General features: G+C 62.5%; 14 protein-coding genes, 1 other RNA gene and 1 pseudogene. 13 read left to right on the top strand and 3 right to left on the bottom strand.

Annotated features, from left to right (window positions below):
* Positions 1-5: 5 nt before the first annotated feature.
* A complete protein-coding gene (locus CKO25_RS11485) occupies positions 6-1,301 on the bottom strand; it encodes a coiled-coil domain-containing protein (protein ID WP_200388073.1) in 1,296 nt (431 codons plus the stop codon).
* A 203-nt stretch (positions 1,302-1,504) separates the two neighbouring features.
* Here CKO25_RS11485 and ffs point away from each other — a divergent pair.
* From ffs to minE, 8 genes are all read left to right on the top strand, one after another.
* An RNA gene (gene ffs / locus CKO25_RS11480) (signal recognition particle sRNA small type) lies at positions 1,505-1,601 on the top strand.
* A 162-nt stretch (positions 1,602-1,763) separates the two neighbouring features.
* On the top strand, positions 1,764-3,500 hold the full coding sequence (dnaX, locus tag CKO25_RS11475; RefSeq protein ID WP_200388072.1) for a DNA polymerase III subunit gamma/tau: 1,737 nt from the start codon (positions 1,764-1,766) through the stop codon (positions 3,498-3,500).
* Between the two features lie 176 nt (positions 3,501-3,676).
* On the top strand, positions 3,677-4,000 hold the full coding sequence (locus CKO25_RS11470) for a YbaB/EbfC family nucleoid-associated protein (protein WP_338115120.1): 324 nt from the start codon (positions 3,677-3,679) through the stop codon (positions 3,998-4,000).
* Between the two features lie 13 nt (positions 4,001-4,013).
* Complete coding sequence (recR, locus tag CKO25_RS11465; RefSeq protein ID WP_200388070.1) at positions 4,014-4,610, top strand: recombination mediator RecR; 597 nt, start codon at positions 4,014-4,016, stop codon at positions 4,608-4,610.
* A 144-nt stretch (positions 4,611-4,754) separates the two neighbouring features.
* On the top strand, positions 4,755-5,099 hold the full coding sequence (locus tag CKO25_RS11460; RefSeq protein ID WP_200388069.1) for a histidine triad nucleotide-binding protein: 345 nt from the start codon (positions 4,755-4,757) through the stop codon (positions 5,097-5,099).
* Between the two features lie 11 nt (positions 5,100-5,110).
* A complete protein-coding gene (gene minC / locus CKO25_RS11455) occupies positions 5,111-5,908 on the top strand; it encodes a septum site-determining protein MinC (protein WP_200388068.1) in 798 nt (265 codons plus the stop codon).
* 49 nt (positions 5,909-5,957) lie between these two features.
* Positions 5,958-6,767: a septum site-determining protein MinD gene (gene minD / locus CKO25_RS11450; protein WP_200388067.1), complete on the top strand. Its 810-nt coding sequence runs from the start codon at positions 5,958-5,960 to the stop codon at positions 6,765-6,767.
* A gap of 3 nt (positions 6,768-6,770) precedes the next feature.
* Positions 6,771-7,046 carry a cell division topological specificity factor MinE gene (gene minE / locus CKO25_RS11445; RefSeq protein WP_200388066.1) on the top strand — a complete coding sequence of 92 codons (276 nt, stop codon included), beginning with the start codon at positions 6,771-6,773 and terminating at the stop codon, positions 7,044-7,046.
* A gap of 31 nt (positions 7,047-7,077) precedes the next feature.
* On the opposite strand, the gene CKO25_RS11440 is transcribed toward minE, so the two are convergent.
* A complete protein-coding gene (locus tag CKO25_RS11440; protein ID WP_200388065.1) occupies positions 7,078-7,692 on the bottom strand; it encodes a L,D-transpeptidase family protein in 615 nt (204 codons plus the stop codon).
* A 176-nt stretch (positions 7,693-7,868) separates the two neighbouring features.
* The gene (locus CKO25_RS11435) at positions 7,869-9,065 is read right to left on the bottom strand and encodes a class I SAM-dependent rRNA methyltransferase (protein WP_200388064.1); all 1,197 of its coding nucleotides are present in this window, start codon (positions 9,063-9,065) and stop codon (positions 7,869-7,871) included.
* 266 nt (positions 9,066-9,331) lie between these two features.
* Between CKO25_RS11435 and CKO25_RS11430 the strand changes: the two genes are divergently transcribed.
* The 5 genes and pseudogenes from CKO25_RS11430 to CKO25_RS21970 form a co-directional block, all read left to right on the top strand.
* Positions 9,332-11,452: a thioredoxin domain-containing protein gene (locus CKO25_RS11430; protein WP_200388063.1), complete on the top strand. Its 2,121-nt coding sequence runs from the start codon at positions 9,332-9,334 to the stop codon at positions 11,450-11,452.
* A gap of 108 nt (positions 11,453-11,560) precedes the next feature.
* Positions 11,561-12,454 carry a methyltransferase domain-containing protein gene (locus CKO25_RS11425; protein WP_200388062.1) on the top strand — a complete coding sequence of 298 codons (894 nt, stop codon included), beginning with the start codon at positions 11,561-11,563 and terminating at the stop codon, positions 12,452-12,454.
* A gap of 170 nt (positions 12,455-12,624) precedes the next feature.
* Positions 12,625-13,689: pseudogene (locus CKO25_RS11420) on the top strand (HsdM family class I SAM-dependent methyltransferase); the annotation flags it as partial.
* Complete coding sequence (locus CKO25_RS11415) at positions 13,686-13,937, top strand: PIN domain-containing protein (RefSeq protein WP_200388166.1); 252 nt, start codon at positions 13,686-13,688, stop codon at positions 13,935-13,937. The pseudogene CKO25_RS11420 and the gene CKO25_RS11415, both read left to right, overlap by 4 nt.
* 828 nt (positions 13,938-14,765) lie before the next feature.
* On the top strand, positions 14,766-14,864 hold a 99-nt coding region (locus CKO25_RS21970), incomplete at its 3' end, for a DUF5372 family protein (RefSeq protein WP_200388060.1).

The following is a 14,864-nucleotide window of genomic DNA, read 5'->3' as shown; positions in this document are numbered from 1 at the left end:
GGGCGTTAGCCGCGCAATTGCTCGGTGAGTTTCTGCAACTCACGTTGCATTTCGCGATTCTCAAAGGGCCGAAGTGCCGGCACTTGGCGATTCATCAACCCCTCGAGCAACTGCTGGCTGGAGCGCACCAGATTGACGAATTCGCCCGAGACGCGCACCGTCTCATAGGTGTTCCAGGCGGCCGCGATGTCTTTCTCCAGTTCGGCCCGAGCGGCGCGGACCTGGCGCGCCTGCTCCTTGAGATCATCGCGATAGATCTCCGCGGCCTGAATCGTGACCTGCTGTGCGGCAAGGTTGGCCGCGAGCAGCTCCTGCCGCTCGGGGCTTTCACGCTGCAGGCGCCGGGTCTCGCCCGACAGTGCCTGGGCGCGCGCGATAATCGCATCGATTTGTGGCAGATACTGTTCGCCGATCGCCTCCTCGATCTGTAGATGCATCCGGTTAAGTGATTGGAGCAGGACAACGTACAGGCCATAATAACGCCGTGCGCTGGCCAGATCCTCGCCGCTCTGGACGACGAGTTCTTCAAGTTGCTGGGTGATGGCCTTCACGTTGTCAAACAGGATGCCGAGATCCACCCAATTATCCCCAACGACGCTTGCGAGCAGCAATTCGATCTGTTCGGTGTCGAGCTCCAGCCCGATTCCACGAAGATCCTGGGCAAACGCCCGCTTCAGGGCACTGAGTTCCCGATTCAAACGCCGGATGTCGGCCTCGCCGGCGGCAATGATCTGGTCGTAATCAGCGACCGTCTTGCGCAATGTTGACTCACTCGGGGCGGTGATGCGTTTTTGCCGTGCCTCCGCGATCTCCGCGCGCACTCGTTCGATCTCAAGCTGCAGGGAGCGAACGCGCTCGCGCTCATTCTGCAGCGGCGAGACCGACAAGATCTCGACAGCCTCGTCGAGCAGGGCATTGATCGCGGCGCGATTGGCGCGTTGATCGGTGCCAAGCCAGGCACGCGCCGGCAGCGTCTCATTGCGCTCCTCGAGCGTGAGGGCTGCATCCAGCTTGGGAACAACCGTCTGCCAGACATAGGTGAAATCGCGGTTATCACCAAAGAGATCCTTCGCATCGGTCAGGGCCCGATCAGCGAAGGCGCGGGAGCGATGCCACCACTCACCCGCGGTCTCTCGAGTCCGCTCCCAGATCCGCCGCTCGTCCGCTGCTTCTGCTTCCGGCTGTTCCGACTCCAGGAGCGCAGCAGTCCCAGGTTCGGCCGCATCCACGCACAGGGATAGACCGGCGAGGGTGAGCACCAGCATGAGCGAGCAGTGAGGTGTGCGGTCAAGGAGGTGCATGGGCAGAGGAACCTGTGCGGATCAGTCCGCGTCCGCTTCGACGCGGCGGACGATGTCTTGTGACACGGTGGCGGATCTCGTGCCAATCATCAAGATGGCGCCTATCATCTCGTGTTGCACCGAGGTTTGTCATCTGTACAGGGCTTTGTTACTCTAAGTTGTCGTTCCGGGCAGTTGCTCGAGATGGTGTCCATGGTGGTTTGCGCCGGTCCCCTCGCAACGCGAAACCGTGAACCCGGTCAGGCCCGGAAGGGAGCAGCCGCAGCGGTCGAAGCGTGTGCCGGGGTGTGGCTGGCGTAGGCCGCCTCCTCAGTGGCGAGGCACCATCGAACTCACGCGAGCGGCTGGTCTCAAATCGTCGCGGGACTCGGTCACCTGCAAGGCCCGCCCGTCTGGCTGGGACGGCCTGCTGAATTTTGATCCGCGCGCTCACACACGCAACTCGTCCGACTCGAATCACACATGTCCTACCAGGTGCTCGCCCGGAAGTGGCGCCCCAAGACCTTCGATGATTTGGTTGGACAGGCCCATGTGGTCCGTGCGTTAGCCAATGCGCTCGACCGCGATCAGCTGCACCATGCCTATCTCTTCACGGGCACGCGTGGCGTCGGGAAGACCACCCTGGCACGCATTCTCGCAAAGGCGCTGAATTGCGAAAACGGCGTCGGTTCCCACCCATGTGGTCGCTGTTCGGCCTGTGTCGAGGTCGACAGCGGACGCTTTGTCGATCTCATCGAAGTGGACGCGGCCTCACGCACGAAGGTCGATCAGACGCGCGAACTGCTCGATAATGTCCCCTACGCCCCGGCGAGTGCACGCTACAAGGTTTATCTCATCGACGAAGTGCACATGTTCTCCAACCACAGCTTCAACGCCCTGTTGAAGACGCTGGAGGAGCCACCGCCGCATGTCAAATTCCTGCTCGCCACGACGGATCCTCACAAGGTTCCGGTGACCGTCCTGTCACGTTGTTTGCAGCTCAATCTGCGTCGCCTCTTGCCAGAAGAGATCCGCGCCCGTCTGGAAGCGGTGCTCATGGCTGAGGAGATTGGCTACCAGGGTGGCGCCTTGCCCCTGCTCGCGCGCGCGGCCGACGGGAGTATGCGGGACGGTTTGAGCCTGCTCGACCAGGCGATCGCGTTTGGCGGCGGACAGGTTGACGAGGACGGCGTGCGGGCCATGCTCGGGGCCTTGCCTGGCGACTTGATCCTTGATCTGCTCGATGCCCTGGCCGCGAGCGATGGCGCTCGGCTCATGAGCGAGGTGGAGCGGATTGCGGAGCTGACGCCGGATTTCGAGTCGTTACTGCGCGAGCTGATTGCCCTGCTGCATCGCCTGGCGCTGCTCCAGCAGGTCCCTGAAACGCTTGCCGAGGACGACCCCGACGCGAGTCGTTTGCAGCGGCTGGCCGCGCTGCTCCCGCCCGAGGATCTGCAGCTCTACTATCAGATTGCCCTGATGGGGCAAGCGGATCTGCCCTTGGCGCCCGATCCACGAGCCGGTTTCGAGATGGTGCTCTTACGCGCCCTGGCCTTTCGCCCGCGGGAGGACCGTGCGCAGGTTGCCGCCTCGCCGTCGGGGCGCACGCAGGCGCGCGCCGCGGCCGGCGTCAAGCCAATGCCGGGAACCCGTGGGGCCGCGGCGCACGTCACCGCAGCGGGCTCGCCGGTGACACGGGTTCCCCGCGACCCGGCACCCGCGACGCCAGCGACTGGGAACCAGCACACCTCGTGGGGTGGCGATGAGGACGGCGCGCGCACGGTGGGCGAGGTCGCGCCCAATCAGCCGAATCCCGACCGCCAGCCCGGGGACTTGACAGGACACGCCGAGTGGCTGGCCTTGATCGATCGGTTGCGGCTTGGCGGCATTGCGAGTCAAATTGCGCATCATTGCGACCTGCGTTCGTGGCAGGATGGTCGGCTGGTCCTGGCGCTTGATCCGGCCGCGGAGCACCTGCGCTCGGCCAGTAGCGAAGCACGGCTGCAAGCCGCTTTGGAGGATACACTGGGGACGGCGGTCAAGCTCGAGATCCAGATCGAGCGTCCTCGTCGCGAAACGCTCGCCCAGCGCCGTGAGCGTGAGGCGGCCGAGCGCCAGGATGCGGCCGTCGCGGCATTGGAGACCGACCCGGTGGCACGACAGGTCCGAGAAACCTTTGACGCGGACTGGATCCCGGGCCGCATCGTGCCACGCGATTGAGCTGGGGTGGCGCTGACCCCGAAGCGTTTGCTGTGACCACGTGAGTCCGACAAGACCCGACACCCTGAACCCTAGAGATAGCCAACCGAATAGAGAGGATGCGGGAGAAGGGCGGCGCGAGGCGCCGTGCGCTATCCCGCCCCGGCCGAGCGGTCGGGGTTTCCCGCGCAACGATGATGAAAGCTGGACTCGGAAACCTGTTGAAGCAGGCGCAGAAGATGCAGGAAGACATGAAGCTCGCGCAGGAGCGTCTGGCTCAGGAAGAGGTGATCGGTGAGTCGGGCGGCGGAATGGTGAAGGTCACCATGAATGGCCGCTACCAGGTCAGTCGGGTCGAGATCGACCCTTCACTGCTGGGTGACGATCGCGAGATGCTCGAGGATTTGATGGCGGCCGCCATCAATGGCGCGACCCAACGCGTGGCCGAGAAGGCGAAGGAAAATATGGCCGAACTCACGGCTGGTTTGCCGCTGCCGCCCGGAATGAAGCTGCCCTTCTAGGCGAGCTGCGCACGTGTCTGAGCGCCCCTTGTTGACGCAGTTGATTGATGCGCTCAGATGCTTGCCTGGAGTGGGGCCGAAGTCCGCCCAGCGGATCGCCTTTCACCTCCTAGAGCGCGATCGGGAGGGCGGGGTGCGATTGGCGCACGTCATGGCGGATGCCATGACGCGCATCCGGCGTTGCAACCACTGCCGGACCCTGACCGAGCAGGACCTGTGCGCGCTCTGTGCCAATCCGAATCGCGACGGGCAAGTCCTCTGTGTGGTCGAGCAGCCCTCCGAGATCCTCGCCATTGAGCAGGCGACCGATTTTCGTGGACGCTACTTCGTGCTCGGTGGTCGTCTGTCGCCACTCGATGGCATTGGACCGCGTGAATTGGGTCTGGACCAGCTCGACGAACGACTCGAGGGGCGAGCGGTACGTGAGATCATCCTGGCGATCAGTCCGACGGTCGAGGGCAGCGCGACGGCCCATCTGATCGCCGAATCGGCTGCTCGGTATGGCGTGAATCTCACGCGGATCGCGCACGGCGTGCCCCTCGGTGGCGAGTTGGAGTCGATCGACGGAGGGACTTTGGCACTGGCCTTCAAGGGACGGCAACAAGTGTGAGCGGGACGGGGTCGCGGGTGGATCCGAGACCTGCTGGCTCGACCCGACGCGCTCGCAATCAGCGGGCCGTGGCGCGGCGGTTTCAAGCGATCGACCGTCGTGTGTTCCGACCCCGAGCGATCGCGACAGCAGCGAATGAGCATCATGTCTGATACTATTTTTGGCAAGATCGTCGACGGCGAGATCCCCGCCGATATCGTCTACGAGGACGCGGATCTGATTGCGTTCCGAGACCTTCATCCGCAGGCACCGACCCATATCCTGGTGATTCCGCGCAAGCCGATTCCGACGCTCAATGATGCGGCGACGGAGGACGCGGAGCTGCTCGGTAAACTCTTGCTCGCCGTGGCGAAAATCGCGGCGCAGGAAGGGCTGGCCGAGCAGGGGTACCGGACGGTCATCAATTGCAATGCAGGCGCCGGGCAAACCGTCTATCACCTGCATCTTCATCTCATCGGTGGGCGCCCGTTGCAGTGGCCACCGGGTTGACAGGTCTGACGATGACAGGGAATCCCAGCGGCGCGTCCAGTGACTGGTCGGTCGCCTTCGAACTCAAGGCAGCCAGCTTTACGCTGCCCATCATTCGACTCCTGCGTGCGGACATCGAAGCCGTGGCGGTCGATCTTGGGAAACGGGTCGAGCAGGCGCCGGAGTTTTTTCACAATACGCCGGTGGTCATCGACCTGAGCGGTTTCCCGACCGATGGGGGGGAAGTGGAGTTTCCTCTGCTCGTCGGTCTGCTGCGCGGTTATGGCATGATTCCATTCGGGGTCCGCGGCGGCAACAAGGCTCAGAACACCGCCGCGGAGGCGATGGAGCTCGCGATCCTTGCTGATCATGAGCCGCGCGCGTCGCGGAGCGAGCGTCATCAGGATCCCGCGCCGGCGAACGCGGCCCCGTCCGCACCCGCGCGGAGCCCCAAGCGGAGCTCCACGTTGAGCGATGAGCAGCCACCAGCGGTGACACCCAGCGGCAACTTCACGATGGTGACCCGTCCCGTCCGCTCCGGACAACGGGTCTATGCGGTCGGCTGTGATCTCTCCGTGATCGCGCCGGTTAGCGCGGGCGCGGAACTCATGGCCGACGGCAATATTCACGTCTACGGCCCCCTGCGTGGGCGGGCCTTAGCCGGGATGAAAGGAAACACGGATGCGCGCATCTTCTGTCAAGATCTGCAGGCGGAATTGGTGTCCATCGCAGGACACTATCGCGTCAGCGAGAACATTCCGGTGGAGCTGCGCGGCATCCCGGTGCAGATCTTTTTAGAGCAGAAACTTCTTCGGATCGAAAGAATTTGACTCGTGGCCGGGCTGGACGACGGACCAACCCCATTTGGAGGCGGCAACTTTGGCGAGAATAATGGTGATCACCTCGGGCAAGGGGGGGGTTGGCAAGACGACAACCTCCGCCGCGTTGGCGATGGGGTTGGCCCAACGTGGTCGGCGCACGGTCGTCATCGACTTTGACGTTGGTCTGCGCAACCTGGATTTGATCATGGGGTGCGAGCGGCGTGTCGTCTATGATTTCGTGAATGTCATCAATCAAGAGGCGAACCTCAACCAGGCGCTCATCCGCGACAAGCGGTGCGATAACCTCTATGTGTTACCAGCCTCCCAGACCCGGGACAAGGATGCACTGACTAAGGAAGGGGTTGGCCGCGTCCTTGAAGAACTCTCTGGCGGTTTCGACTTCATCGTTTGTGATTCACCGGCTGGCATCGAACACGGCGCCACCATGGCCATGTACTACGCCGATGATGCGGTCGTCGTGACCAATCCGGAGGTGTCGTCGGTGCGTGACTCCGATCGGATGCTCGGAATCCTTGCGAGTAAATCGCGCCGGGCCGAGTCAAACCTGGAGCCGATCCGTGAATTCCTGCTGTTGACACGATACGATGCGGAGCGGGTCGAAAAGGGGGAGATGCTGAGCGTCGAGGATGTGCAAGAGATCCTGTCACTCGATTTGATCGGGGTGATCCCTGAGTCCAAGTCGGTGCTCAGCGCATCCAACTCGGGCATCCCCGTTGTTCTCGATCGCGAGAGCATCGCCGGACAGGCGTATGCCGACACGGTGGCACGCTATCTCGGCGAGGATGTGCCGCATCGCTTTCTCGAAGTCGAGAAAAGAGGCTTCCTGCGTCGCTTTTTCAGAGGCTAAACCATGGGATTACTTGACTACTTTCGGTCGTCGCGACCGAAGGGATCAGCCAGTGTCGCCAAGGAGCGGCTCCAAATCCTGGTGGCGCATGATCGGACCCAGCGCGGCCAACCGTCTTACTTGCCGAGACTCCAACAGGAAATCCTCGAGGTCATTCGCAAGTACGTGGAGGTCGATATGAGCGCCGTCTCCGTGAAATACGAGCAGGAGGATAGCCACGAGGTTCTTGAACTCAACATCGTGCTCCCGGAGACGGCGGCGGCCGACGCAAAAATTTGAACGCGGATGTCAGCGCCCGAATCGTGCGTTGCTAGGGTAGGATCCTGATCGGCGTTCCATCGCGCACCATCTCCCAGATCTCATCCATTTCGTGGTTCTGAACGGCGATGCAGCCTTGCGTCCAGTCTCGTCCGATGTACTCTTGGCGTAGGGCTTCGGAGCGAACGTAGTTCGGGAGTCCGTGAATCATGATCATACCGCCCGGGTTGGAATAACCCATGGCGCGGCTCACCATCCTGTCACGCTCGCTCGGGTAGGAGATATGGATGGATTTGTGGAAATTACTGTTTGGATTGCGCCAATTGAGCATGTAGTCGCCGATGGGTGTGCGCTGATCCCCTTCGCGGAATTTATGTCCATCGGGCGAGCCGCCGAGTGCGATCTGGTACTCGCGGATCACACGTCCGTTGTTGTGAAGCTCCAACTTGCGCTGTGACTTCTTCACGACCACCTTGTCGGCACGGATAGGCTCGACCACGGTCATGGTCGGTGTGGTCCCGCATCCGGCAAGCCCGATGAGCGCTGATAGGGCCAAGCACACCAGGATCAGGCCCTGGTTCGCGAACGTCACCTCGGGGCGCACGCGCGCCCGAATTGGGCGTTGGGTCCGGACACGGTTGAGAGTCTGGTTGGCATCAGTGTGCATGCTGAGGAATCCTTACGTCATGAGTGCGCGTCGTGTCAATCGCAGTCGAATCGTTCAGGTTACCCTTCAGAAGGGACACTCAAAAGTGTAGGTAAGATCATGAGAAAGCGCTATCTTTTGATCGATTTTTTTGCTCGAAAAATTCGTCTTGGCCGCCCTTGGTAGAATGCAGGCCCTTAGAATGTAGGTAGGACGCGAACGAACAGGGTCTTGAGATAGGCTGTTTCGGGAATGGCCGGGTGCACGGGATGATCCGGACCCTGTTGCCCGGCCTCGAGCACTTGAATCATCCGCCCGGCGCGCCGCGCGGCCGCTTGAACCGTCCGGATGAAGCCCTCGCGGCTCATGTGGTAGGAACAAGACGAGGTGACGAGGAGACCACCAGGTTCGAGCAGTTCGATGGCGAGACGATTGAGTCGGAGATAGGCCTGGGTGCCTTCTTTGTCGTCCTTGCGGCGCTTGATGAATGCCGGTGGATCCAGGATCAGGGTCTCGAAGCGCGCGCCCTCGTCCTTGAGCGTGCGCAGCACCTCGAAGGCATCGCCGTGCCGCCCTTCGACCCGTTGGGAGAATTGATTGCGCGCGGCATTGTCCGCGACCTGCTCGAGGGCGGAGTGCGAACTGTCGACACAGACAACCTGTTCCGCGCCCAATGCGGCGGCGCGCAGACCCCATGCACCGACATAGCTGCAGACATCCAAGACACGGCGGCCGACACCGTAGCGCGCAAGGCGGGTCCGGTTCTCGGACTGATCGAAGAACCACCCGGTTTTTTGCCCGGTCAGAGGCGACACCGCGAATTCCAGCCCATTCTCGATCAGGACCAGACGGTCATCCGGTTGTCCGAGCACGACCGCAACGTCCTGGGTGAGCCCTTCCAACTCACGCACAGCGCAGTCGTTACGCAGGATGATCGCTTGCGGTCGCAAGATCTGTTCAAGCGCGGCAATGATTTCGCCCTGCGCACGCTCGATCCCCGCCGTCGTGATTTGGAGCACCAAGACATCGCCATAGCGGTCGACGATGAGTCCGGGAAGACCGTCACTCTCACCAAAGATCAAGCGATAGAAGGGTTGTTCGTAAAGGCGTTCGCGCAAGCTGAGGGCGGTGTGGATCCGGTTGAGCCACAGCGCCGGACTGAGCGGTTGAGCGGGATCGCGGCTGACGACGCGTGCACAAATCAAGGAATGCGGATTCACGTAGCCGTAACCGATCCAGCGGTCATGGTCACTGCGAATCGACACCGCTTGTCCGGGCTCTAGAGCCTTGAGCGGGGTTGCGCGCTGATCGACCTCGTTGCTGAAGACCCAACAGTGTCCCGCGAGCAAGCGGCGTTCCTGATCCTTGCTCAAGATGAGCGGTTGCATCTTCATGGTGGTGGTTCCTTGGTGATCTGGCATCGCAAGCTGGTGGATGAGCGCGGGGTGCGGGGCACAGATTAACAGAAGCGATCCATCTTGGGCGGGCTCGGGGCCGTCGCTGGAATCCGGCGTGGTTGGCCCCACGTCCTAGCCAACCCATTCCGGCATGACGGGCTCGATCTCCAAACCGTCCCGTCTCTCACCAACGACTCCTAGACTCGCATCCCAAATGTCTGTGACGTTTTGTGCGTTCTGGGGTCGTGACCAGAGGTGTTGCGATGAGCACTTCCCATCAAGGCCACTCCGGTCGCGTGCGCAACCGCCTGGCGACCTCAACCAGTCCTTACTTGCAACAGCATGCTGACAATCCAGTCGATTGGTGGCCCTGGTGTCCGGAGGCATTGGAACTCGCGCGCTCCACCGATCGGCCGATTGTGCTCTCCATTGGCTACTCAGCCTGCCATTGGTGCCATGTCATGGCCCATGAGTCGTTTGCCGATCCGAGCACGGCCGAGTTGATGAACGCGGGATTCGTGAACATCAAGGTGGACCGTGAGGAACGCCCTGATCTCGACAAGATCTATCAGCGTGCGCACCAGTTGCTGACCGAGCGGTCTGGCGGGTGGCCGCTGACCCTATTTCTGACCCCTTCGGATCAGACCCCCTTCTTCGCGGGAACCTATTTCCCCCCCGAACCGCGTCATGGCTTGCCCGCGTTCAAACAGGTTTTGCAGGGCGTCGAGCGGGCGTATCGCGGTCAACAGACGGTGATTGCAACCCAGAACGCACGCCTCACCGCAGCGCTGCGTCAACTGGAGCCGCGCCCCGCGGCCGAGTTGCCGACACCGCGTGCGATCGACGAGGCGGTGCAGCGCTTGGCGGCGAGTTTCGATACCGAGCACGGCGGCTTCGGCGGGGCACCGAAATTTCCCCATCCAACCAACCTTGAGCTGCTCCTGCGGCGCGTCGCGCGCACGCAAGACCTCATCAGGCCCAAATCAGAAGATCACCCCGCGGCTGGGCTGGATGATCACAATGTCGCACCCGATGCCCTGGGGATGGCTGAGTTCACCTTGGAGCGCATGTGTCGTGGGGGATTGCAGGATCAACTCGGCGGGGGGTTCTATCGCTACTCGGTCGATCGTGCCTGGATGATTCCTCACTTCGAGAAGATGCTCTACGACAATGGGACATTGCTCTCACTCTGTTGTGATCTCTACGCGCTGACGAACGCGCCCTTGTTCCGCGAGAGCGCGACCATGACGGCCGACTGGGTCATGCGGGAGATGCAGTTACCCGCGGGCGGCTACTCCTCGAGCCTTGATGCCGACAGCGAAGGGCACGAGGGGCAGTATTACATCTGGACCCGCACGCAGGTGGAGTCCTTGTTGACGCCGGCTGAGTACCAGGTGTTCGCGGCGGTCTATGGGCTCGATCGTCCGGCGAATTTCGAATCGGCTTGGCATCTGCATGGGGACCGTCTGCCGGAGGCGGTGGCCGCCGAGCAGCGTCTTGAGCACGCCACGGTGGAGGCATTGCTGCGCTCGGCGCGCGCGACCCTGGCCGTCGCGCGCGAGCGGCGCATCCACCCGGATCGAGACGACAAGGTGCTCACATCCTGGAATGCGCTGATGATCAAGGCGCTGGCGCGTGCGGCTCGCATCCTTGAACGTCCTGATTACCTGGAATCGGCGGAACAGGCCTTGGCCTTCATCCGGCTGACGCTGTGGCGCGAGGGCCGACTGCTGGCGACCTGCAAGGACGGGGTCGCGCATTTGAATGCCTACCTTGATGACTATGCGTTCTTGCTCGATGCGCTCCTCGAATTGTTGCAGACGCGCTGGTCGAGCGCTGACCTGGCCTTTGCGATCGATCTGGCCGAGGTGTTGCTTGAGCAATTCCAGGATCCGCTCGAAGGGGGATTCTGGTTCACCGCACGGGATCATGAGGCGCTGATGCATCGCCCGAAGCCTCTCAGCGACGAGGCTACCCCGGCTGGGAATGGCGTGGCGGCCGTCGCCCTGCAACGATTGGGTCACCTGATCGGCGAGCCCCGGTATCTTACTGCCGCCGCCATGACCCTGCGGCTCGCGGCCGACTCCATCGCCAGGATGCCAGAGGCTCACGCGACGCTGCTCATGGCGCTTGAGGAATCCCACAGCCCGCCCGAGATCCTGGTGATCCGCGCCACGGACAAACGTCTCGAGCACTGGCGACGCGAGGCACAGCGCGGCCATCGCCCGCATCGCATCGTGGTGGCCATCCCGGCCGACCTCACGGAGACGCTGCCTGGCACCCTGGGCGCGATGCAACCCGGCGAGCGACCGCGTCTTTATCGCTGCCGTGGAACGCACTGTGAGCCCCCGATCGAGTCGCTCGATGACCTTCGTACCGGGTGATGCGCGTCAGCGTATCGGGGCGCGGCGTGCCGGCATGGGGCCAAGACGGCCATGCATCGGTGTCGGACGCCAACCGGGTGTCCCAAATCCTTAACTGGTGATCTCCTGATGTCACAACGTCGGTTTCTGGACTATCTCACGTGGCTCTACAACCCCTTGACCTCCTGGGAGGTCACGCGCGTCTATGATCTCCTATCTACCGATGTCGCGACCACCCATGGTCTCTATCTCAATCTGGGATATTGGAGCGATGCTGGACAGACCCTCGATGAGGCGTGCGAGGCCCTGACGGATCTGGTGGCGGAGCGCGCGGGAGTGAACCCGGGCGATCAGGTCGTGGACGTGGGCTTTGGCTTCGCGGATCAAGATCTGCGCTGGGCCAAAACGCGACAGCCCGCACGCATTCGAGGCTTGAACATCACCGCCTCGCAGGTTGCCATCGCACGCGAACGGGTCGCCAACGCCGGGCTCGCCGATCGCATCGAGTTGGTCGTCGGATCGGCGACGGCGATGCCATTCGCCACGGCATCGGCCGATCAGGTGCTCGCGCAGGAATGCGCCTTCCATTTCAAGACTCGCGCTGACTTCTTCGCGGAGGCCTTTCGCGTCCTCCGCCCTGGTGGACGGCTGGTGACGGCCGACATCATTCCCATGCCTCCCGCCACCTCTAGGTGGAGACGTCTCAAGCAACGTTGGTCGTGGGGGCTGGTGGCCAGTAAGTTTGCGATTCCCAAAGACAATGTCTATGGCGTGGACGGATATGTCGAGCGCCTTGAAGCCGCGGGATTCGCCTCGGTCGAGGTGCAATCGATCCGCGATCGTGTCTACGCACCTCTACATGAGGCGTTGCGGCGGCATCCGCAGATTCTTCAGCGCTTGCACCCCGCGACCCGGCTACCCGCGCGGATAGCACTGGCGATGAGTGCGGAATCGGTCTATGGCGGGCTAGACTACATCCTCGCCACGGCCGTGAAGCCAACCGACTCGCCAGCATCTGCCTAAGGAGGGGACAATAAAATAGGGCTCGGCTTTGGGCCTAAGCTGAATCGTGCTGGCACGACCAGGGTTCTTTGGGGATTGGAACCCCCTTGGTCGATTGACTGTAACGTTTGCGCTCAGCCGCGCGAGGTACGAGCGTCGGCTATAGCCCCTTGTTCGGCTTTTATACCTTCATCGTCTTCGGCAACACCCTGTCCGCCGACGGGCTGCTCGACAAACGCTTCGACTACATGCTCTCCAATCCGCCCTTCGGCGTGGAGTGGAAGAAGATCGAGGCGTTGGTGCGCAAGGAGCACACCGAGCAGGGCTATGCGGGGCGCTTCGGCCCAGGGTTGCCCCGCGTCTCGGACGGCTCGCTGCTGTTCCTCCTGCATCTGCTGTCCAAGATGCGCCCGGCAGTGGACGGGGGCAGCCGGATCGGCATTGTGCTGAACAGCTCGCCGCTCTTCACCGGCGGTGCCGGCTCCGGCGAGAGCGAGATCCGCCGCCACGTGCTGGAGAACGATCTGCTCGAGGCCATCGTCGCCCTGCCCACGGACATGTTCTACAACACGGGGATCGCGACCTACGTCTGGATTCTCTCCAACCGCAAGCCCGCGCACCGCGAGGGGAAGGTCCAACTCATCGATGCCAGTCACTTCTGGCAGAAGATGCGCAAGAGCCTCGGCAGCAAGCGCAAGGAGATGAATGAGGAGCACATCGCGCTGATCACCCGCCTCTTCGGCGACTGCACCGAGGCGAGCCTCGCCCTGGTGCTCGATGGTCGCGGCAAGGAGATCGACCGGCGGGTGCTGATGCCTGGCGACAGTCCGCCGGTTGCGCCCGACGATGGAACCGGCCGCGCCAAGGTTCGGGTGGTGCCGATCTCACGGATCTTCCGGACTCAGGACTTTGGTTACCGCACCATCACCGTGGAGCGCCCGCTACGCGACGAGGCCGGTGAGATCCTGATCGGCCAGAAGGGCAAACAGAAGGGTAAACCCCAGCCGGACCCGAAGCGGCGCGATACCGAGAACGTGCCGCTGGGGGAGGATATCGACGCCTACTTCGCCCGCGAGGTGCTGCCACATGCCCCGGATGCCTGGATCGACGAGAGCAAGACCAAGGTCGGCTATGAGATCCCCTTCAACCGCCACTTCTACGTCTTCGAGCCGCCCCGTCCCTTGGATGCTATCGACGCCGATCTCGCACGGGTCACCGACCGTATCAAGGCGCGGATCGAGGGGCTGACGGCGTGAGGATCGTGCTGGACACCAATGTCTCGATCAGCCATTTGCAGGAGATTCATTATCGCTGGCGGCCAGCGCTCGCGGACCCAGACGACGATTTCGTCTTGGAGCTTGCGGTGGCTGCCGGTTGCCGGTACATCGTGACCCATAACCTCCGCGATTTCAGTCGGTCCAACCTCTGGCAGCAGTTCCAAATTTGGGTGGCCGCCGCCAACAGCGTGCCGATCGCGAGGCTGATGGTGGATGCGCTGCGCTGATCCACCCTAGTGTGCCCGACATGGGCATGTACTTGTTACCTGAAAGGAGGTAACCGCGAAGAGTGACGAGAAGCGTAGCGAAACCCAAGGTGGACGCCGCGAGGCCAAGCTGAAAGCAGGGTGTAGCCAAGACACGACCGTAGGAACACGAACAGGCAGCGAGGCCGGATGCGGGCGATGAGCGTGCTAGGGAACGCGAAATCCAACCGTCACCGAAAGACGTCTCCGGTAGAGCCTGGCGGCACGGGTCGAAAGTACATGTTCTTACTCGGGGAGATCTGGCCCGTGAGAGCGGTCCAGAAGTCAGCAGAGGCCGTAGTAGCGTTGAGGCCCGGTGAAAGTCGGGAGGAGTGAAGGGCCGAAGAGTCACGAAAGGACCACAGTCTGCATCCGATCCGGAAGGCGGGCAGATGGGCGACACGCACTCGGCGTTGCAACTGCGGCAGCTACCGGGACGGCGAGCCGAACCGAACGGGTGGATTCCCGCATGGGGGAGGTCCGCGCTCATCAAGTCAACCGTGATCGCGAGCACAGACGCAAGAAGGGGTTCAATGAGCAACACGGTTGAGATCAGTCTGGAGGCGGTGCTCGATACCGCCAACATGGAACGGGCCTGGGCGGGGGTGAAAGCCAACGCCGGGTCCGGCGGGGTCGACGGCAAAGGGATCGCCGAGACCGAGGCCCACCTCAAGTGCCACTGGCCGGTGATTCGGGAGAAGCTCCTTCGGGGCGATTACCGCCCGGCGGCGGTGCGCGCGGTGGACATTGCCAAGCCGGGCGGCGGGACACGCCGCCTGGGCATTCCGACGTTCATCGTCAACCCCACAGATGCCCAGCCGGCGTTTGGGATGGGCCACCATCACCCATCCATTCCACCCGCTCAGCGGGCAACGCGCTGAAGTATTGAAGATACGCCGTGCGGGTGGT

Source organism: Thiocapsa imhoffii (assembly GCF_016583985.1).
Lineage (GTDB): Bacteria > Pseudomonadota > Gammaproteobacteria > Chromatiales > Chromatiaceae > Thiocapsa > Thiocapsa imhoffii.
Note: the sequence above shows the minus strand (reverse complement) of the source record. Positions and strands in the feature narration are given on the sequence as shown.

Excerpts from the sequence above, each read along its gene's own strand:
- dnaX (WP_200388072.1), top strand. The coding sequence starts at position 1,764 with ATGTCCTACCAGGTGCTCGCCCGGAAGTGGCGCCCCAAGACCTTCGAT.
- minE (WP_200388066.1), top strand. The coding sequence starts at position 6,771 with ATGGGATTACTTGACTACTTTCGGTCGTCGCGACCGAAGGGATCAGCC.
- CKO25_RS11460 (WP_200388069.1), top strand. The coding sequence starts at position 4,755 with ATGTCTGATACTATTTTTGGCAAGATCGTCGACGGCGAGATCCCCGCC.
- CKO25_RS11485 (WP_200388073.1), bottom strand. The coding sequence starts at position 1,301 with ATGCACCTCCTTGACCGCACACCTCACTGCTCGCTCATGCTGGTGCTC.
- CKO25_RS11435 (WP_200388064.1), bottom strand. The coding sequence starts at position 9,065 with ATGAAGATGCAACCGCTCATCTTGAGCAAGGATCAGGAACGCCGCTTG.
- CKO25_RS11425 (WP_200388062.1), top strand. The coding sequence starts at position 11,561 with ATGTCACAACGTCGGTTTCTGGACTATCTCACGTGGCTCTACAACCCC.
- CKO25_RS11470 (WP_338115120.1), top strand. The coding sequence starts at position 3,677 with ATGAAAGCTGGACTCGGAAACCTGTTGAAGCAGGCGCAGAAGATGCAG.
- CKO25_RS11430 (WP_200388063.1), top strand. The coding sequence starts at position 9,332 with ATGAGCACTTCCCATCAAGGCCACTCCGGTCGCGTGCGCAACCGCCTG.
- CKO25_RS11440 (WP_200388065.1), bottom strand. The coding sequence starts at position 7,692 with ATGCACACTGATGCCAACCAGACTCTCAACCGTGTCCGGACCCAACGC.
- minC (WP_200388068.1), top strand. The coding sequence starts at position 5,111 with ATGACAGGGAATCCCAGCGGCGCGTCCAGTGACTGGTCGGTCGCCTTC.